Source organism: Streptomyces odontomachi (assembly GCF_024435355.1).
In the GTDB taxonomy this organism is placed as follows: domain Bacteria; phylum Actinomycetota; class Actinomycetes; order Streptomycetales; family Streptomycetaceae; genus Streptomyces; species Streptomyces odontomachi.
Genome location: NZ_JAMJWG010000004.1, coordinates 279475 through 297539, shown reverse-complemented (window position 1 = coordinate 297539; position 18065 = coordinate 279475). Strand labels below are relative to the sequence as shown.

Annotated in this window: 13 protein-coding genes and 1 pseudogene; 8 read left to right on the top strand and 6 right to left on the bottom strand. The window is 71.3% G+C overall.

The annotated features are described in order from the left end of the window. The first annotated feature begins 154 nt into the window (after positions 1-154). On the top strand, positions 155-2389 hold the full coding sequence (locus tag NQO67_RS12120; protein ID WP_255949870.1) for a hypothetical protein: 2235 nt from the start codon (positions 155-157) through the stop codon (positions 2387-2389). Between the two features lie 9 nt (positions 2390-2398). Here the strand turns inward: NQO67_RS12120 and NQO67_RS12115 are convergent, their stop codons facing one another. After that, complete coding sequence (locus tag NQO67_RS12115) at positions 2399-3049, bottom strand: TetR/AcrR family transcriptional regulator (RefSeq protein WP_255949869.1); 651 nt, start codon at positions 3047-3049, stop codon at positions 2399-2401. A 148-nt stretch (positions 3050-3197) separates the two neighbouring features. On the opposite strand from NQO67_RS12115, the gene NQO67_RS12110 reads away from it, so the two are divergent. Genes NQO67_RS12110 through NQO67_RS12100 form a run of 3 tightly spaced genes read left to right on the top strand, consistent with a single transcriptional unit; the run spans position 3198 to position 6601 of the window. Further along, positions 3198-4763 (top strand): bifunctional 3-(3-hydroxy-phenyl)propionate/3-hydroxycinnamic acid hydroxylase, encoded by a 1566-nt coding sequence (locus tag NQO67_RS12110; protein WP_255949868.1) that lies wholly within the window; start codon positions 3198-3200, stop codon positions 4761-4763. Between the two features lie 54 nt (positions 4764-4817). Next, on the top strand, positions 4818-5759 hold the full coding sequence (locus NQO67_RS12105) for a VOC family protein (RefSeq protein ID WP_255949867.1): 942 nt from the start codon (positions 4818-4820) through the stop codon (positions 5757-5759). Further along, the gene (locus NQO67_RS12100) at positions 5759-6601 is read left to right on the top strand and encodes an alpha/beta fold hydrolase (protein ID WP_255949866.1); all 843 of its coding nucleotides are present in this window, start codon (positions 5759-5761) and stop codon (positions 6599-6601) included. The genes NQO67_RS12105 and NQO67_RS12100 overlap by 1 nt, the downstream gene beginning before the upstream one ends. 75 nt (positions 6602-6676) lie before the next feature. Here NQO67_RS12100 and dmpG read toward each other — a convergent pair whose 3' ends face one another. Genes dmpG through NQO67_RS12085 form a run of 3 tightly spaced genes read right to left on the bottom strand, consistent with a single transcriptional unit; the run spans position 6677 to position 9452 of the window. After that, positions 6677-7705, bottom strand: a complete 1029-nt coding sequence (gene dmpG, locus NQO67_RS12095; RefSeq protein ID WP_255949865.1) for a 4-hydroxy-2-oxovalerate aldolase — start codon at positions 7703-7705, stop codon at positions 6677-6679. After that, positions 7702-8646 (bottom strand): acetaldehyde dehydrogenase (acetylating), encoded by a 945-nt coding sequence (locus NQO67_RS12090; RefSeq protein WP_255949864.1) that lies wholly within the window; start codon positions 8644-8646, stop codon positions 7702-7704. The genes dmpG and NQO67_RS12090 overlap by 4 nt, the downstream gene beginning before the upstream one ends. Then, a complete protein-coding gene (locus NQO67_RS12085) occupies positions 8643-9452 on the bottom strand; it encodes a 2-keto-4-pentenoate hydratase (RefSeq protein ID WP_255949863.1) in 810 nt (269 codons plus the stop codon). Before NQO67_RS12085 ends, NQO67_RS12090 begins: the two co-directional genes overlap by 4 nt. A 69-nt stretch (positions 9453-9521) precedes the next feature. On the opposite strand from NQO67_RS12085, the gene NQO67_RS12080 reads away from it, so the two are divergent. Next, complete coding sequence (locus NQO67_RS12080) at positions 9522-10292, top strand: IclR family transcriptional regulator (protein WP_255949862.1); 771 nt, start codon at positions 9522-9524, stop codon at positions 10290-10292. Between the two features lie 49 nt (positions 10293-10341). On the opposite strand, the gene NQO67_RS12075 is transcribed toward NQO67_RS12080, so the two are convergent. Then, positions 10342-11652, bottom strand: coding sequence for a ricin-type beta-trefoil lectin domain protein (locus NQO67_RS12075; RefSeq protein WP_255949861.1), 1311 nt, complete (start codon positions 11650-11652; stop codon positions 10342-10344). 295 nt (positions 11653-11947) lie between these two features. Here NQO67_RS12075 and NQO67_RS12065 point away from each other — a divergent pair. Further along, positions 11948-14343 (top strand): annotated as a pseudogene (locus NQO67_RS12065) (penicillin acylase family protein). A 243-nt stretch (positions 14344-14586) separates the two neighbouring features. Here NQO67_RS12065 and NQO67_RS12060 read toward each other — a convergent pair. Next, on the bottom strand, positions 14587-15804 hold the full coding sequence (locus NQO67_RS12060) for a glycoside hydrolase family 64 protein (protein ID WP_255949859.1): 1218 nt from the start codon (positions 15802-15804) through the stop codon (positions 14587-14589). 399 nt (positions 15805-16203) lie between these two features. On the opposite strand from NQO67_RS12060, the gene NQO67_RS12055 reads away from it, so the two are divergent. After that, a complete protein-coding gene (locus NQO67_RS12055) occupies positions 16204-17118 on the top strand; it encodes an ABC transporter ATP-binding protein (protein WP_255949858.1) in 915 nt (304 codons plus the stop codon). Further along, on the top strand, positions 17115-18062 hold the full coding sequence (locus tag NQO67_RS12050) for an ABC transporter permease (protein ID WP_255949856.1): 948 nt from the start codon (positions 17115-17117) through the stop codon (positions 18060-18062). The genes NQO67_RS12055 and NQO67_RS12050 overlap by 4 nt, the downstream gene beginning before the upstream one ends. Positions 18063-18065 lie beyond the last annotated feature (3 nt).

Here is an 18065-nt window from a genome sequence, read left to right as displayed (position 1 = left end):
GGGCGTTAACCGGCCAGCTTTGGTTCGTACCTGGAAGTGATCTCCGCCGTGGCGAACGCTGTGGGGCGTGAGTGTTTCCTTGTGACCCATTGACCCACCGTCAAGGACGTGAGGGAGGGGCTCCATGTGGCACCCGCGGATCAGACGGACGGCGGTGTCCGAGAGGGAACGGGGCGCGGTGCGGCGGCGCCCGCGTGAGGGTGGCCGACTGGCCACGACCGGTGGCGTGGTGCTCGGGCTGGCACTGACGCTCGCCCCGGCTCCCGGCGCCCTGGCCGCGCCGGTACCGGTCCCGGCGGGCACCTACCACCCACCCACGATGCCGGCCACGGCGGATGACAGGCCCTCCCACACCGTCACCCTCGTCACCGGCGAGCGCGTCACGCTGGGTGCGGACGCCGGTGTCGTCGTGGCACCGCGGCGTGGCGCTTCAGCGGCGAACTACGTCACCGAACGTCTCGACAACGATGTCTACGTCATCCCGCTGACGGCCCTGCCCTACCTGGGGACGGTGCTCGACCCGGCGCTCTTCGACGTGTCCGCCCTGGTCCGGGCGGGTCTGACGGCCACTCCGGTACGCGTCGAGGGCGGCACCGCCCCCGCTCCGGGGCCGGCGTTCGGCGCGGCGCTGGCGCACCAGACGGCGGCGCAGGCGGCCGCAAAACGGGTCGGGGACGGACCGCTGTTCGGCGGCGTCACCTCCGTCCGGCCCGCGTTCACCACGGCCGGCACCGAAGCAGCCGGGCATCGGGAAGCCACTGCCGACCGCAGCGTACGGGTCACCGTGCTCGGCCCGGACGGCACGCCCCGGCCGGGCGCGACACCCTTCAGCCTGGCCGACGTCGACGACGCGGGGAGCTACCAGAACCCCGCGCTGACGGCGACCGACGGTCACGCCGAGGTCGACGTGCCCGCCGGCCACTACAGCGCCCTGGTCGCGGTGCCGGACTACGACGGTGCCGGCGATCCGGCCGACGTCCGCCTGGCCACCGCGGAGTTCACCGTCCCGGACGACGCCACCGGCACCGACGTCGTGCTGGACCTGTCCAAGGCGACCGAACAGGTCACCTTCGCCACCCCGAAGCCGTCGCGGCAGGCCCAGCTCATCCTGCACTACCTGCGCCAGGACGCCACCGGCGAGCCGGCGCTCAACCACGGCCTCGGCGTCACCGGCGACCTGCCGGTGTACGTGCAGCCCTCCGCCGGGCCGGTCAGGGTCGGGAACCTGCACTTCAACGCCTACACGCATCGCGACGCACCCGCGGACGCCACCGAGCCGTACTCCTACGACCTCAAGCTGGACGACCCACCGGGCGCGATCGCTCCCGACCAGCACCACAAGGTGACCGCGCACCGGCTGACCACCGTGCGGACGCGGTACCACAGCGACCGGCCCGACCGTGCCGAGGAGGTCGCGCGGCTGATGTCCCTGCCGTACGAGCAGGGCAGCGACGCGCTGTCGGAGCCGTTCCACGCCCCCATGCGGCGCGTGGAGTACGTCGGCGGCTCGCCGGGCGCCACCTATCAGGACTGGCTCAAGGCGGGTGACCTGCGCTTCATCTCCACGCCGCAGCCCCTGCTGCCCGGCCGTACCATCCCGGTCGACTGGCTGCGCGGCCCTCTGGTGCCCGGACTCACCGCGCCCGCACGGGGCGCCACCGTCCCGCACGACACCTGGTACTGCCAGGCCTGCCGCAAGGGTGACACGCTCGCCGTCGTCCTGCACACGACCACGGACAGCGACGGGCACTACGCCCTGTCCGTGCCGTCCGACGTGACTGCCACGCACATGACGGTGCGCTCGGCCGGCGTCACCCTCTACGACCAGGACGACGTCGTCGGCGCGGTCGTCACCGTGCCGCCCGAACCGGCGTCGTACACGGTGGCGTACGACCAGACCAGGCTGAACCCGGCCTTCCACCAGTCGCTGACCACGCACACCGAGTGGTCCTTCTCCTCGGCCCACTCGGGCGACCGGACCGTGCCGGACGACTGGTCCTGCGTCGCGGACGACGGGCAGTACGGCGACTCCGCCGCGTGCTCGGCCCTCCCGCTCATCACCCCGCACTACCGGCTCGGCGCCGCGCCGGACGGCACCAGCGCGACCGGTGACGACCACCTCGCCGTCACCTTCGGGCGCGCGCCCGGCACCACGACCGGTGCGGCCGTCACCCAGGCGAAGGTGGAGATCTCCTACGACGGCGGCTCCTTCTGGACGAAGGCCACCACCACTCGGGGCAAGGACACCTTCGCCGCCCGGTGGACCAACCCCGACACCTCGGCCGGCAAGGACGTCACGCTGCGCATCACGGCCACCGACGCGGCGGGTGACCGGCTGGTGCAGACGGTGGTGAACGCGTTCACCGTCGCGGGGCAGACGGGAGTGTGACGAGAGGGTCTAGGCCTTGAGGCGGGCGACCGTCGCCTCGCCGAGGGCGACCATCGCGTCGGTGAGCCGAGCCATCTGGGAGACGACGGTGCGCTCGGGGTCGGCCTGCGCGCCGACGAAGGCTCCGTCGAAGCCGGCGATCGCGAAGAAATCGAGCTCCGCTGCGACCGCGCGGGCGATGTCGGGTCCCTCGTCGGCGAAGGCCGCAGAGATCATCACCCGCATGTAGGCACGGCCTTCGGCGCGCACCTGCTGGTTCATCTCGGCGACCTCCGCCTCGGCGGCCTCGTCGCTCATGACCAGCAGCATGTGGAGCCGCAGGAAGTCGGGCTTGGCCGTGAAGACCTCGGCCGTCCGGTCCAGGTACCACGCCATGCGTTCACGGTGGGTGCCGCCCTCGGGAGGGTTCGCGTGCGCCGCGCGCATCGCGTCGAAGAAGTCGCGCGCACCGCGCGCCATCACCGCTGAGAGCAGCCCGCCCTTGGAGCGGAAGTGGTGATATATCGCACTCTTCGGCAGTCCGGTCTCGGCCGTGATCGAAGAGATCGTGGTGGCCGCGTATCCGCGCAGCGCCATCACGCGGGCTGCCGCGTCGAGGATCTCCTCCCTCGAGCGTCGCCCGCGCCGGTTGCCGTTCGGCGCCCTGGTTCCACGCTCCATTCCCGTGATCTTACTGCTCTCCGCCGGTCGGTCACGCATCGCAAAAGCCGTGCCCGACCCTCTTGACGCGAGGCCCCTCCCGCGATGACCGTGTCACTATTGGACGGAACGACCGGTCCAATAGTACGAGCGATCACTGGAGATCGGCATGCGCCAACACGCACAAGCGGGATACGACGCGGATGTGGCGGTCATCGGCTACGGCCCGACGGGCCTGGTCGGAGCGCTCACGCTGGCCCGCAAGGGCGTCGGCGTCGTCGCGTTCGAACGCGACAAGGACATCTACGCCCGGGCCCGTGCCGTGACCGTGAACGACTGGACGATGCGGATCTTCCAGGAGCTCGGCGTCGACGAGCGGATCGAGCGGGTCATCGAGCCGCAGCGTGCCCTGCGCTGGGTGACGTACGACGGACACGAGGTCATGCGCGTCGAGCACCCGCCGTCGACGCTGGGCACCCGCAACACCAGGCCGCGCTTCTACAACATCTACCAACCGCTCATGGAGACCGAGCTGCGGCGCTGCGGCGAGGAGCTCGACGGCCTCGAGGTCCGGTACGGCGCCGAGGTGGTCGCCGTCGAGCAGGACGCCGGCGGTGTGACCGTCACCGCACGCGACCGCGAGAGCGGCGCCGAGACCACCACGCGTGCCCGGTACGCGATCGCGGCCGACGGCGGCTCCAGCCCGACCCGCAAGCTGCTCGGTGTCGGGATGCTCGGCGACACCGTCGACACCCTCTGGGTCGTCGTCGACTGCAAGGTGAAGCGCTGGTGGCCGGACCGCGACTTCCTCACCTTCTGGACCGACCGGGAGCGCCCCGTCGTCGACATCGCGCTCTCGGCCGGCAACCACCGGTGGGAGATCCCGCTCAAGCCCGGCGAGACCGAGGCCGACTTCCCGACCAGCGCCGAGGTGTGGCCGCTGCTGGAGGCGCTCGGCGTCACCGCCGACGACGTCGAGATCCACCAGCACGCCTTCTACCGCCACCATGTGCGCGCCGCCGAGACCTGGCGCCGGGGCCGCGTCTTCCTCGCCGGCGACGCCTGTCACCTGATGCCGCCGTGGGCCGGCGCCGGCATGCAGACGGGCCTGCGCGACGCCCACAACCTGGGCTGGAAGCTCGCCCGGGTGCTCAGGGGCGAACTGGGCGAGGAATGGCTCGACACCTACGAGGCCGAGCGCCGTCCCAACGCCGACTTCTACACCGGCCTCGCGGTCGGTCTGGGCCGGGTCATCAGGCAGGAGGCGACGCCACAGGAGCTCGAGGCGATGAACACGGTCCCCGAGAACACCGTCACGCCGTGGGAGCCGCCCCTGAGCGCCCCGCCCGTGCTGGCCGCCGGCTGGCTGCGCGGCGAGCGGGGCGACGGCAGCGTGATCGGCCGGATGGTGCCGCAGCCGGTCTGCGGCGACACCGTGGGCACCCTGGCCCGCCTCGACGACCTGCTCCCCGACGGCTTCGTGCTGCTCGGCGCCGACCTCGATCCGGCCACGCTGCTCAGCACCGAGCAGAAGGCGCGGTGGGACGGCCTCGGCGCGACCTACGTCGCCGTGCGCCCCCGTTCCGCGTACACGCAGGGCCCCGGCGAGCTGGTCGACCTCGAGGACGTCCTGCTCCCGTGGCTCGCCCGGTACGGCGTGAGGGCGGTCGCCGTACGCCCCGACAAGTTCGTCGCAGCCGCCGACCGGACCGGCCTGGCCCCGCCGACCCTCTGACGCCGGGCGGGCGCGCACCGCGCACGCTCACCCGATCATCGAAAGGAAACACCCATGACTGGTGTGAAGGAGCTCGCGTACGTCGTGTACGAGGTCAGCGACCTCGCCGACTGGGAGCATTTCGGCGTGACGCTGCTCGGCATGCAGCTTGGCCAGAAGTCGGACCACGGCTTCACGCTGCGCACCGACGAGAAGGCGCACCGCTGGATCATCACGGAGGGACCGGCCGACGACCTCGTGGCCAGCGGCTACGAGGTCGAGTCGGGGGAGTGTCTCGACAGGCTCGTCGGACGCCTCGCCGACGCCGGCGTCGAGGTCGCCGAGGGCGACGCGGCCCTGGCCGAGGCGCGCCGCGTCGACCGCCTGGTCCAGATCACGGACCCGATGGGCAACCGCATCGAACTGGTCACCGGTCTCGCCGACGCCGACGCGCCGTTCCACTCCGACGTGCTGCTCGGCGGGTTCGTCACCGGCACCGGTGGCGCCGGCCACCAGGTGCTGCTCTCCAAGGGCGTCCCGCGCGAGGCGTACCTGGCCTTCTACGAGGGTCTGCTCGGCTTCCGGATCAGCGACGTCATCGTCGAGGAGCTGGCGCCGGGAATCCTCGCCGACCTGATCTTCCTGCACTGCAACCCGCGCCATCACAGCGTCGCGTTCGGCGACATGCCGCATCCGAAGATGACCCACCACTTCATGGTCGAGGTCACCGACATCCGCGACCTGGGCATGGCCTACGACCGGTGCATGGACGCCGAGCAGCCCTTCGAGATGACGCTGGGCATGCACCCCAACGACCACATGTTCAGCTTCTACGTCCGTACGCCGTCCGGTTTCTCGGTCGAGTACGGCTGGGGCGGTCTGCTCATCGACGACGAGACCTGGCAGGTCCGCACCCTCGACCGGCTGCACAGCTGGGGCCACCGCCCGCCGGAGGTCGTGCACGACCTGCTCGGCCGGGCTCCGTTCACCAACCAGATCCCGGGAGGAGCCCACTGATGGCCCTGCAACAGCACGACATCTCGCGGTACGTCCAGACCAAGGACTGGAAGATCCACCTCAACGACGTCGGCACCGGCCACCCCGTCGTGCTGCTGCACGGTGGCGGCCCGGGTGCGACCGGGTGGAGCAACTACTCCCCGAACATCGAGGCGCTGTCCCGGCACTTCCGCGTGATCGCACCCGACATGCCGGGCTGGGGCGACTCCGACACGGTCGACTTCGCCACGCTTGACCACGTCGATGCGGCCTGCCAGCTGCTCGACGCCCTGGACATCGAGAAGGCCGCGTTCGTCGGCAACTCGATGGGCGGCCACACCTCGCTGCGGCTCGCGGCCGAGCGCCCCGAGCGCGTCTCGCACCTCATCACCATGGGCCCGCCGATCCAGCTGAGGCCGTTCCTCTTCGGTGCCGGCGGCGGCCCCACCGAGGGCCTGAAGATCATGTACGAGACGTACACCGACGCGACGCCCGAGGGCATGCGCCGGCTCGTCGAGATCATGGTCTACGACAAGGCCCGCTTCGCCACGCCGGAGCTGTGCCGGCTCCGCTCGCAGGCCGCGCTCCAGCGTCCCGAGCACCTGCGCAACATCGCCTCGGTCGCCCCGAAGGCCCCGATCCCGATCTGGCTCGACCTGGACCGGGTATCGGGCATCACCGCCCCGGCACTGCTGATCCACGGCCGCGACGACCGCGTGGTCTCCTTCGAGTCCACGCTCTTCCTCGCCGCCCACATCCCGAACTCCCGTGCTCACCTGATCAACCGCTGCGGCCACTGGGCCCAGCTCGAGCACGCCGACGAGTTCAACCGCCTGGTGGCCGACTTCGTCACCCACAACTGACGCGAAGCGGCTGGTTCCGGCAGACCTGGTGCAGGTGCCGGAACCAGCCGCTTCGGCGGGTGCGTCCCGAGGCGCTCAGCCCTGAGGGGAGCCGGCGTGCCGCTCGGCCAGGGTGAGCGCGATGTCGATGATCATGTCCTCCTGGCCGCCCACGAGCCGCCGGCGCCCGCATTCCATGAGGATGTCGCGGACGTCGACGCCGTGCTGCGCGGCGGCGTTCTCGGCATGGCGCAGGAAGGACGAGTAGACGCCGCCGTATCCCAGGGTGAGGGTCTCACGGTCGACCCGCACGGGCCGGTCCTGTAGCGGTCGGACGATGTCGTCGGCGGCGTCCTGGAGCTTGAACAGGTCACAGCCGTGCCGGAAGCCCGACAGGTCGGCCACGGCGACGAACGCCTCGATGGGGCAGTTGCCGGCTCCGGCGCCGTGGCCGGCCAGCGAGGCGTCGACGCGGGTGACACCGTTCTCGACGGCGACCACGGAGTTGGCCACCGACAGCGAGAGGTTCTCGTGGGCGTGGATGCCGAGTTCGGTGGCGGGGTCGAGCACATCGCGGTAGGCGCGGATCCGGGCCGCCACGTCGTTCATGGTCAGCCGGCCGCCGGAGTCGGTGACGTAGACGCAGTGGGCGCCGTAGGACTCCATCAGCCTGGCCTGCTCGGCCAGCTCTTCGGGCGGTGCCATGTGGGAGAGCATGAGGAAGCCGGAGACGTCCATGCCGATCTCGCGGGCCGCGGCGATGTGCTGGGCGGAGACGTCGGCCTCGGTGCAGTGCGTGGCCACCCGGACCGAGCGCACACCGAGTTCGTAGGCGCGCTTCAGCTCCTGGACGGTGCCCACGCCGGGCAGCAGCAGCGTGGTCAGCCGGGCGTTTTCGAGCACCGAAGCGGCGGCCTCGATCCACTCCCAGTCGCTGTGCGAGCCGGGCCCGTAGTTGACCGAACCACCGGCGAGACCGTCACCGTGGGCGACCTCGATCGCGTCGACGCCCGCGTCGTCCAGCGCGGTGACGATGCGCTGCACGTCGGCGGGGCCGATCCGATGGCGTACGGCATGCATGCCGTCGCGCAGGGTGACGTCCTGGATGTAGAGCGAAGTACTCACGGCTGCACCTTCTGGGCTGCGATGCGTTCCGCCACCTGGATGCCGGCGGAGGTCATGATGTCGAGGTTCCCCGCGTACGCCGGGAGGTAGTGCGCGGCGCCCTCGACCTCCAGGAACACCGACACCTGGTGGGTCGGACGGGAGACGCCCCCGGGCAGCAGCGTGTGCACCGGCTCGTCCTCGGCGATCCGTGCGATCTGGACCCGCTGCTTGAGCCGGTAGCCGGGGACGTAGGCGGCCACGTCGGCGATCATCTTGCCGATGCTCTGCCGGATCTCCTCGTGCAGTGCCGCGGTCGGGGCGTCCACCAGCGCGAAGACGGTGTCCCGCATGATCAGTGGCGGCTCCGCCGGATTGAGGATGATGATCGCCTTGCCGCGTCTGGCGCCGCCGACCTGAACGATCGCGGACGAGGTGGTCTCGGTGAACTCGTCGATGTTCGCGCGGGTCCCCGGACCGGCGGACCTGCTCGCGATCGACGCGACGATCTCGGCGTAGTGCACCGGCGCTATCCGGGAGATCGCGGCGACGACCGGGATGGTGGCCTGGCCACCGCAGGTGACCATGTTGACGTTCGGCGCGTTCAGGTGTTCGTCGAGGTTGACCGCCGGAACGACGTACGGCCCGATGGCTGCCGGCGTCAGGTCGATCAGCCGCTTGCCCAGGGGCTGCAACCTGCCGGCGTTGTACTCGTGGGCCTTGGCCGAGGTGGCGTCGAAGACGATCTCGATGTCGTCGAACCCGGGAAGCCGCATCAGCCCGTCGACGCCCTCCGCGGTGGTCGCGAAGCCCAACCGGCCGGCTCGCGCGAGCCCGTCGGAGCCGGGGTCGATACCGACCATCGCACCCATCTCCAGGTGCTGCGACGCACGCATCACCTTGATCATCAGATCGGTGCCGATATTGCCCGACCCGATGATCGCGACCTTCGTCTTCGTCATCGCTGCTCCTCGCCGAGGGTGAACCGCACCGTGCCGACCGGCGCCACCGTGGCCTGGACGGTGCTTCCGGTCTCGATGGGCTTCATGGGGCCCAGAGCGCCGGAGAGGATCACCTGGCCGGCACGGAGCGGCTCCCCGGTCTCGCGCGCCCGGCGGGCCAGCCACCGGACGGCCGCAAGGGGATCGCCCAGGCAGGCGGCCCCGGTGCCGGCCGACACCTCCTCCCCGTCGACGACCAGCGACATCACGACGTCACGCGGCTCGAACTCATCGAGGCGCCGGCGCTCCCGGCCGAGCACGAACGCACCCCCCGAGGCGTTGTCCGCGACCGTGTCGGCGAAGCTGATGTCCCAGTTCTCGATGCGGCTGCCGCAGATCTCGATGGCCGCGACCGCGTAGTCGATCGCGCCGCGTACCTGGTCAGGCGACAGGTCACCCGTGGCGAGATCCTGCTTCAGCACGAAGGCGATCTCCGCCTCGGCGCGCGGTTGCAGGATCGAGCCGGCGGGAACGGCGGCGCCGTCGGTGAACCACATGTCGTCGAAGAGGAAGCCGAAGTCGGGCTGGTCCACGCCCAGCTGGGCCTGCACCGCCGCAGAGGTGAGCCCGATCTTGCGTCCCACCACACGGCTGCCGTCGGCGCGGCGTGCCCGCGTGATGCGCTCCTGGACGGCGTAGGCCGCATGCACATCGTCGCGGCCGATCAGGTCCCGCACCGGCGGACACGGCACGCCGCCGGCCTGGGCGGTGCGCAGCCGATCGGCTGCCGCGGCCACGGCATCCGAGGTCACAGGGGTATCGGTCATGTGGATCAGGTTCGCAGCGTGCCGCACCAGCGACCAGGGAAACGTTCCACTCAGCGATACGCTCTTGATGTGGGACCAGAGCTCGAAACGGTGCTCGGCAAGGCCGTGGCCATCCTGCGGTCGTTCACGAGCGACGACCGGGTACTCGGCCTGGCCGAGCTGGTACGCCGCACCGGGCTGCCCAAGGCCACGGTCCACCGTGTCGCCGGAGACCTGGTCGAGCACCGTCTCCTGGACCGGGACGCGTACGGCTATCGGCTCTCCGGAGGACTGTTCGAGCTCGGCCTGCGCGCTTCCGTCGAGCGCACGCTGCTGGAGCTGGCCATGCCCTTCCTCCAGGACCTCTACGAACGTACCCACGAGACCGTCCACCTCGGCGTCCGTGACGGCGACGAGGTCGTCTACCTCGCCAAGATCGGCGGCCATCGGCAGGCAGCCAGCCCCTCGCGCACCGGCGGACGCATGCCGCTGCACTGCACCGCGATCGGCAAGGTGCTGCTCGCCCACGCCGAACCCGAGCTGCGCCGGCAGGTGCTGCGCGGCACCCTCGAACGGCGCACGGCGCGCACGATCACCGGCCCGGGCATCCTGCGCCGCCAGCTCGACGCGGCCCTGGATTCGGGGGTCGCCTTCGAGCATGAGGAGTCGACCACGGGGTTGCTCTGCGTGGCCGCCCCGGTCATCGACACGGACGGGCGCACCGGGCTCGCGATCAGCGTCTCCGGGCCGGTGGGCAGGTTCCGGCCCGAAGGCCACGTCGACGCGCTGCGCGCTGCGGCCACCGGCTTGGGGAACCAGCTCGCCCGTCGCCGGATTCCGCCGAGCGCCGGCAGGCTCTGACGCCCGGTCGGCAAGGACCGGAGGTCAGCTGTCGAGAAAGAACGGGAGGTCAGCTGTCCGAGAGTGTCCACTGCTGGGCGGCGGTGCCGTTGCAGTCGTAGATCTGGAGTTGGGTGGAGTCGGCTGTGGAGCTGTTCGGATCGTCCAGGCAGCGCCCGGACTCCGGGTTGACCAGCGAGTCGTTCGCCCCGGCCGTCCAGCGCTGGGCCCCGGAGCCGTTGCACTGCCACAGCTGCACCTTCGTGGAGTTCGCCGTCCCGCTGCCGCTCACGTCCAGGCACCCGCCCAGCGCCCGCAGCGTGCCGCCGTCCCCGGGCGTGTACGTCCAGCGCTGCGCCGTGCTGCCGTTGCACCCGTAGATCTGCACGGGCGTGCCGTTCGTCGTGTTCCCCCCTGCCACGTCCAGGCACTTGCCGGCGATCCCGGAGTGCGCCACCACGGTGTGCTGCTGCCCGGAGGCCAGCAGCGCGGACTCCACCAGCGAGGCCGCCGCGCGCATCCCCGCCTCGTTCGGGTGGTACGACGCACGCCCCGCCGCCGGCCGGTACGTCTCGACCCATGGCGTGGCGGCGCAGGCGTCGTGCCCGTGGCTCGCCGCGGCCAGGTCCACCAGGGTGGCCCCCGCGGTGCTCGCCGCGGTGGCCGTCGCCGCCGCCAGACGCGTGGCGATGCTGCGCTCGAACGCGGCCTGGTCGTCGGTGAGCGGCACGTTGGTGCACACCCCCGCATCGGGCAGGATCGTGAAGTAGTTGACCAGGTAGACGTGCGCCTGCGGGGAAGCGCCGTGCACGGCGTTCACCACGTTCTCGATGCGGCCGGCCAGCTGCCCGAAGGTCTGGTTGATCGCGTTCTGGTCCACCGAGCCGCAGTTGGTGCCCCCGCCCGTCTGGCAGGAGTACGCGTTGATGCTCCCCAGGTAGTCCACGTCATTGCCGCCGATGGTCACGGTCACCACCTGGGTCGCGCTCGTCACCGCGGTGATCTGCGGCGGCTGGCCCGACTGCCCGTCGGTCAGCACGTTCGCCGTCGTCGCCCCACTGCACGACGCGTCCGTCAGGCCGGCCCCGACCTCCCGGGCCACGATGCTCGGGTAGTTGTTGTCCGACCGCGAGCACGCGGCGGCCCCGCTGCCCGACTGCGCGGGCGGGATCCCCGGACCGGCGGCGAACGAACTCCCCATGGCCACGTAGTCCAGCCCCGAACCGGCCTCAGCGGCGGCGCGCCGCACCGGCCCGGTCCCGGCGGACACCCGCTCCGCGGGCAGCGCCACGGCCACGCTGGCGACGAGGACGAGCAGCGCCCGCCCGAGGTTCCGTCTTCCCCGGTGGACCGTTCCTGTACTGGTGTGCGGACCTGGCATCGGAAACCTCCGCGAGAGCGGGGCCGATCCCGGCGGCGTGCCCGGGCTCGCACCCGACCTTTCCGTATGGACGTGGTCATTGTCGTGTCCGCAACATAACCTGCGGGATCCCCCCGACCAAGACGGCAGTGCCGTGCACGGACGCCACGGGGGAGTGCCGGGGCCCGGACCCGCTGCCACGGCACTCCCAGGCCGCACCCGGCCCGCAGGCGTACATCCCCGGACTGACGCACCGTCCGGAAATCCGCCCGATTCATGACGCCGTACGGCGGGTTCATCCCGCAGGCTGCACGCCATGCATGAACCCAGGACGTTGCCGAAGCGGCACGGAAAGTCCCCTGTACGCGGCTGGGCTGCCGCCGCGACCGCCGGGTGTCTCGGCCTGGTCGCCGCCGCCGTACTGTCCGCACCACCGTCCAGCGCGACGGGTGAGCCGGTGTCCGAGGGCGGGTACACGGCCGAGGTCAGCCGGACCGAGTACGGCATCCCGCACGTCCTGGCCCGGGACTTCGGCGGGCTCGGCTACGGCTACGGCCATGCGTTCGCCCAGGACAACGTGTGCGAACTCGCCGACCAGGTCGTCACGTTGCGGGGCGAGCGGTCCCGGTTCTTCGGGCCGGACGCGCAGCCCGGCGATGGCTCCAACGTCGCGAGCGACACCTACTACAAGGGGCAGCGCAGCGCGGGCACCGCCAGCGGCTCCTCGAACGCAAGGCGCCGCTGGGCCCGACGGCGCAGCTGCGCCGGATGGTCGAGGGGTACGCCGCCGGGTACAACCGCTACCTGCGGGACACCGGCGCCGACCGGCTGCCCGACCCGCGCTGCAAGGGCAAGCCCTGGGTGCGCCCGATCACCACGCTCGACCTGTGGACCGTCGTGTACAACGCCAACGCGGTGAGCGGGGCGGCGGAGTTGGTACCGGAGATCGGCGACGCCAGGCCGCCGTCCGAGGGCGGCGACGGCACGGCGGCCGGCACGCCCGCCGCCTCGCCCCCGCAGGGCCCTGCCGCCGCCGACGTCGGCAGCAACGGCTGGGCCATCGGCCGGGACGCCACCCGCGCAGGGACCGGCATGGTCCTCGCCAACCCGCACCTTCCCTGGGTCGGCGGGGCCCTGCGCTTCTACCAGGTGCAGTTGACGATCCCCGGCACCTTGGACGTGTCCGGCGCCGGCCTGTACGGAACGCCCCTGGTCGAGATCGGCCACAACCGGACCCTCGCCTGGACGCACACCGCGAGCGACGCCCGGCACGCCTCCTTCTACGCCCTGAAGCTCGCCCCCGGCGACCCGACCAGCTATGTGGTCGACGGCAGGACCGAGAAGATGAAACGCCACACGGTCCCGGTCACCGTCCGCGACGAGAACGGTGAACTGTCGACCGTCGACCGCACCCTGTACACCTCACGCTTCGGCTCCGTACTGGCGTCCGGCTGGACCACGAAGACCGCCTACACCCTGCGCGACGCCAACGCCGACAACCTGCGCTCCATGAACGCCTGGCTGGCCATGGGCGAAGCCCGCGACCTGGCCGAGCTGCGCACCGCCCAGGACACCTACCAGGGCATGCCCTGGACCTACACGCTCGCGGCCGACACCAGCGGAGACACCTGGTTCACCGACTCCTCGGTGGTCCCGCACCTCACCGACGACCAGCTGGCGCGGTGCACCCTCCCGCAGAGCGAGGACGCGCCCGCCGCCCTGGACGGCTCGACCTCGGACTGCGCCTGGGGAAGCGACCCCGACGCGCTCGTGCCGGGCATCTTCGGCCCGTCGCACCAGCCGAAGCTGAGCCGCACCGACTACGTCGCCAACTCCAACAACGGGCCCCGGTACGCCAATCCCAAGGCCCCCGTCACCGGTTTCCCGGGCGCGTACGACGGCGATGCCCGGCTCGCCCCGCGAGCCCAGCTGGGACTGGGCATGATCGCGCAGCGCGCGGACGGCACGGACGGGCTCGGTGCCCCCGGCTTCACCCCGGCCACCCTGCGTGCGTCGGCGCTCGGCAACCGCGTCCTGTCGGCCGAGACGGACCGCGCCGACGTGCTCGCCATGTGCCGCGCCCACCCCCACCTGACGGCCACCGACGGCAAGGAGGTCGACGTACGGCAGGCCTGCGCGACACTCGCCCGCTGGGACACCCGCGCCGACGCCGGCAGCCGGGGCACCGTGCTCTGGAACGCCTTCCTGGACCACCTCTTCGACGACGTCCGGACCGACACCTGGCGCCGGGTCCCCTACGATCCGGACCGGCCCCTCACCACTCCGCGCGGCATCAGGGGCGACGACGCGGGCGTCCAGCGCGCCCTGGCCGACGCCGTCCAGGACTTCGCCGCCCGTGGCCTTCCGCTCGACGTCGAACTCGGCGCCGTACAGAAGTGGGCCGGCGTCCCGCTGCCCGGCTGCGGAGGCGAGAAGGGCTGCTTCGACGTCGTGCGGGCAGGCCCCGACTCGGGCACCGGCACGCCGCCCACCGGGGCCTCCGGCAGCAGCTTCATGATGGCCGTCGAGCTGACCGCCGACGGCCCACGCGCCGACACGCTCCTCACCTACGGCGAGTCGGCGAACCCGGCCTCACCCCACTACACGGACCAGACCCGGCTCTTCTCCCGCGGCCAGTGGGTCCACGAACGCTTCACCGCGGCGGAGATCGCCGCGGACCCGACCGTGAAGGTGACGACACTGCACGGCTGACCCGGCGGTCGGGGTGCGGGGAAATCACCGCACCCCGACCGGCCGGCTCCCCCGCGCGCCGACACCCCCTAGGTCCTGTCGTCAAACTCCCGTCGTCGCCCGAAGGGCGGCCTGGCGGCGTCAGGTGCGTGCTCTCGGCGTGCCGGGCGCGAGACCGCGTACTGGATGTACGTGGGCTTGTGCCCGGTGCGGCGAGAGTGCGTGCATGGCGTCGCCAGGCAGACGGGAGTTTGACGACAGGGCCTAGTGCACGGAGCCCAGGGTGACGGTCAGCACGTTCGGGTTCGAGTCGCGTACGGCGCCGGACTGGTCGGAGCCGCCGCTCGGCTGGACGTCGTCATAGGGGAAGCCGTAGCCGCGGCCGTCGAGCGCGGTGGCGTGCACCAGGCGGGAGTAGTGGTTGGTGGGCGAGACCTTGTAGTACGTCGAGGGGGCGCCGTTCGGCTGGTCGGCGTTGTCCAGCAGGGTGCTGCGGTTGAGGGCGGCGGAGAGCCGCGCGGTGAGGGCGCCCATCACGGGGGCGCTCACCGCGAACGGCCCCGAGTTGCAGCTGAAGATGTCGGCGGCGGAGGGCTTCCCGAAGGATCCGGCGCCCGGGAAGTTCAGCACGCCACCCGAGACGGTGCCGGTGAGGACGCCCCATTCCGCCTGCGTGTCGACCTTCAGCGGGGTGGACGCGTACTTCGACCACACCTGGTCGACGTATCCGTCGTAGTACCCGGAGAACAGTCCGCCGCTGCCCACCATGGCCTTGACCGGGCTCAGGGCCCGCAGGTTCTGGCCGCCCGAGGTGACGATCAGCTGGTTCCAGCCCTGGCCGTCGGCGTTGTGCTGCGCGACGAGCCCCGCACAGATGGTGTCCAGGGCGCCGTTGGGCAGCCCCTGGACGGTCTGCGTGGCGCCCGAGCCGTTGGTCAGCTTCAGGCCGACGGGGATCGACACGAAGTCGACCGCGGTGATGTTCGCGTACAGCTCAGCGGAGTTGAAGGTGAACTCGCAGAAGCCCCACTGGATGTCGATGTTCGGGTCCGAGGGGTTCGTCACCGACGGTTCGACCAGGGCGGGACCCGGGTTGAGCAGGAACGTCAGCGGCCGGCCGATGGAGAACCACAGCCGGCCGCCCGCGAGCCGCGGAATGGTGATCCGCCGTGGCGCGCCGCCGGAACCGTTCAGCACGATGGAGCAGTCCGCACCGAGCGGGGCGCCGGTCCCGGACGGGGAGGACGGGTAGTACGGCGTGTGCCCGTCGGCCTGGAGCAGGCACCACCGGTTGCCGTTGTCGAGGGCGAGTCCGGTGACGTACGCGTAGACGGTGCCGGAGCCGGTGTTGTTCTGCACGTCGATGTCGAGCGTCGACGCGGTGGCTGTGCCTGCTGCGGATCGCCCGGCAGCGCCCGCGAGCGCGGCGGGGGCGGCGAGCGCGGCGGCGGACGCCTTGAGCAGGGTTCTGCGGGGGAGCATGGCGGGGGTCTCCTTGGGCGGGGGGAACGCTGCGGGGAAACGCTGCGGCGGGACCGCCAGCACAAAACATGCCCATGACAACGATGTCGGCGAGCGCGCTCGGCTGGGGGGTCGCCTGGTGAGAGGGTAGTACCGGGCGGGGCGTTGGCCTAGACCTAGTGCCGGGAGAGGCCGTTGCTCCTCGGGCACATGCCGGCCGAGTCGGCGTCAGGTTCATGTGAGTTTCCTGGGAGGTCTCCGGGCACAGGCCGCGTGATCCTCGATCAGTGCAGGCCAGGTCGCGGAGGTTCCCATACGACGGTCATGTTCGCCCAGCGGTCGTCAATGTCCGCAGGCGACGGTGAAGCCGTGCTCGCGGCCCTCGCGTGCACCCCTCACCCTCAGCCTGTGGAGGCCCGAATGATCGAGGTGCACGGACTGACCAAGCGCTACGGCGAGGTCCTCGCCGTGGACGATCTGACCTTCGCCGTCCGCCCCGGAGAGGTGACCGGCTTCCTGGGCCCGAACGGGGCCGGCAAGTCGACCACCTTGCGCATGGTCCTGGGCCTGGACGCCGCCAGCTCCGGCACCGCGACCATCGGCGGGACGACCTTCACCGCTCAGCCCGCCCCGCTGAGGGCCGTCGGAGCGCTCCTGGACCCGGGCGCGGTGCTGCCCGGCCGCACCGCCTACCACCACCTGCTGGCCCTCGCGGCGGGCAACGGGATCCCGCGCCGCCGAGTGGACCAGGTGCTGGCCGAAGTCGGCCTGGAGAAGATCGCCCGGCGGCGGGCGGGCACGTACTCCCTCGGCATGCGCCAGCGCCTGGGCCTTGCCGCGGCGCTGCTGGGCGAACCGCCGGTCCTGGTCTTCGACGAACCGCTGAACGGGCTCGACCCCGAGGGCATCGTGTGGATCCGCTCGCTCATGCGGAGGATGGCGGCCGAAGGGCGCGCCGTGCTGATGTCCAGCCATCTGATGAGCGAGATGGAACTGACCGCCGACCACCTCATCGTCATCGGCCGCGGCAGGCTGATCGCCGACACCACGATGAAGGACTTCATCGAGACGCATTCCGAGCGCGAGGTCCGTGTGCGCAGCCCGCAGGCCCAGACGCTGCGCCGCCTGCTGTCCGGCGCCGCCGACGTGCGTGGCGAAGCCGACGACACCCTCGTGGTGACCGGCCTGGAAGCCGCCGAGATCGGCGCCCTGGCCGCGGCGGGCGGGCTGGAACTGCACGAGCTGTCCCCGTGCCAGGTCTCCCTGGAAAGGGCGTTCATGGACCTGACACACGATGCGGTGGAGTACCAGGCCGAGAAGGAGGCGAACCGATGAGCCGCACGACCGCACACCCGGCGAAGACGCAGAACGCGACGAAGAGGACGACGGAGAAGGCGACGCGGAAGACGAAGAAGAACACGAGAAAGAACAAGAAACAGAACACGAAGGACACGAAGGACACGAAGAAGACGACGGGTACGGCGACCTCCTCGACGGGCAAGGCGACCTTCCGGCACAGCCTGCGCGCCGAATGGATCAAGATCCGCACCATGCGGTCGACGCTGTTCGTGGTCCTGGGCACGCTGGTCTTCTGCGCCGGACTCGCCGCGCTGAACGGTTCGTCCGCAGGCGCCGACTACGCGCTCATGTCCCCGTCCGACCAGGCCGCCTTCGATCCGCTGGCGACCAGCCTGCGCGGCTATCTGCTCGCGCAGATCGCGCTCGGGCTGCTGGGGGGCCTGGTCATCACCTCGGAGTACGGGGCGCGCACGATCGTGCCCACGCTGACGTCCGTGCCGCACCGCGTGCGGGTGCTGGCGTCGAAAGCGGTGGTCCTGGTGGGGGTGGCGCTGCCGGTCGGGGTCCTGGTGTCGCTCGTCGGGTTTCTCATCGGGCAGGCGTCGCTGTCCGGGGCGGGCGCTCCGCACCTGGCCCTGTCCGACGGCATGGCACTGCGCGGCATCCTTGGCGGTGGCGTGTATCTGGCACTGGCAGGGCTCTTCGGGCTGGCTCTTGGCACGATGATGCGCTCCACGACGGCCACGGTGACCACGCTGTTCGGCGTGATGCTCATCGTCCAGGCCTTCGCCCCGGCGCTGCCCGGCGGGGCCGGCGACTGGGTGTCGAAGTACTGGCCGCCCATCGCCGGTGGACGGATCATCACCGCGGTCCAGGACCCGGCGTTGCTGAGCCCCGGCGCCGGTCTCGGCGTCATGGCCGGATGCGTCGTGGTGCTGATGGCGGGGGCCTTTGTCGTCTTCCACAAGCGCGACGCCTAGCCG

What these genes read in the sequence shown, in the direction of transcription:
- NQO67_RS12050 (WP_255949856.1), top strand. Translation starts at nt 17,115, where the DNA reads ATGAGCCGCACGACCGCACACCCGGCGAAGACGCAGAACGCGACGAAG.
- NQO67_RS12115 (WP_255949869.1), bottom strand. Translation starts at nt 3,049, where the DNA reads ATGGAGCGTGGAACCAGGGCGCCGAACGGCAACCGGCGCGGGCGACGC.
- NQO67_RS12105 (WP_255949867.1), top strand. Translation starts at nt 4,818, where the DNA reads ATGACTGGTGTGAAGGAGCTCGCGTACGTCGTGTACGAGGTCAGCGAC.
- NQO67_RS12055 (WP_255949858.1), top strand. Translation starts at nt 16,204, where the DNA reads ATGATCGAGGTGCACGGACTGACCAAGCGCTACGGCGAGGTCCTCGCC.
- NQO67_RS12100 (WP_255949866.1), top strand. Translation starts at nt 5,759, where the DNA reads ATGGCCCTGCAACAGCACGACATCTCGCGGTACGTCCAGACCAAGGAC.
- NQO67_RS12090 (WP_255949864.1), bottom strand. Translation starts at nt 8,646, where the DNA reads ATGACGAAGACGAAGGTCGCGATCATCGGGTCGGGCAATATCGGCACC.
- NQO67_RS12075 (WP_255949861.1), bottom strand. Translation starts at nt 11,652, where the DNA reads ATGCCAGGTCCGCACACCAGTACAGGAACGGTCCACCGGGGAAGACGG.
- NQO67_RS12060 (WP_255949859.1), bottom strand. Translation starts at nt 15,804, where the DNA reads ATGCTCCCCCGCAGAACCCTGCTCAAGGCGTCCGCCGCCGCGCTCGCC.
- NQO67_RS12085 (WP_255949863.1), bottom strand. Translation starts at nt 9,452, where the DNA reads ATGACCGATACCCCTGTGACCTCGGATGCCGTGGCCGCGGCAGCCGAT.
- NQO67_RS12110 (WP_255949868.1), top strand. Translation starts at nt 3,198, where the DNA reads ATGCGCCAACACGCACAAGCGGGATACGACGCGGATGTGGCGGTCATC.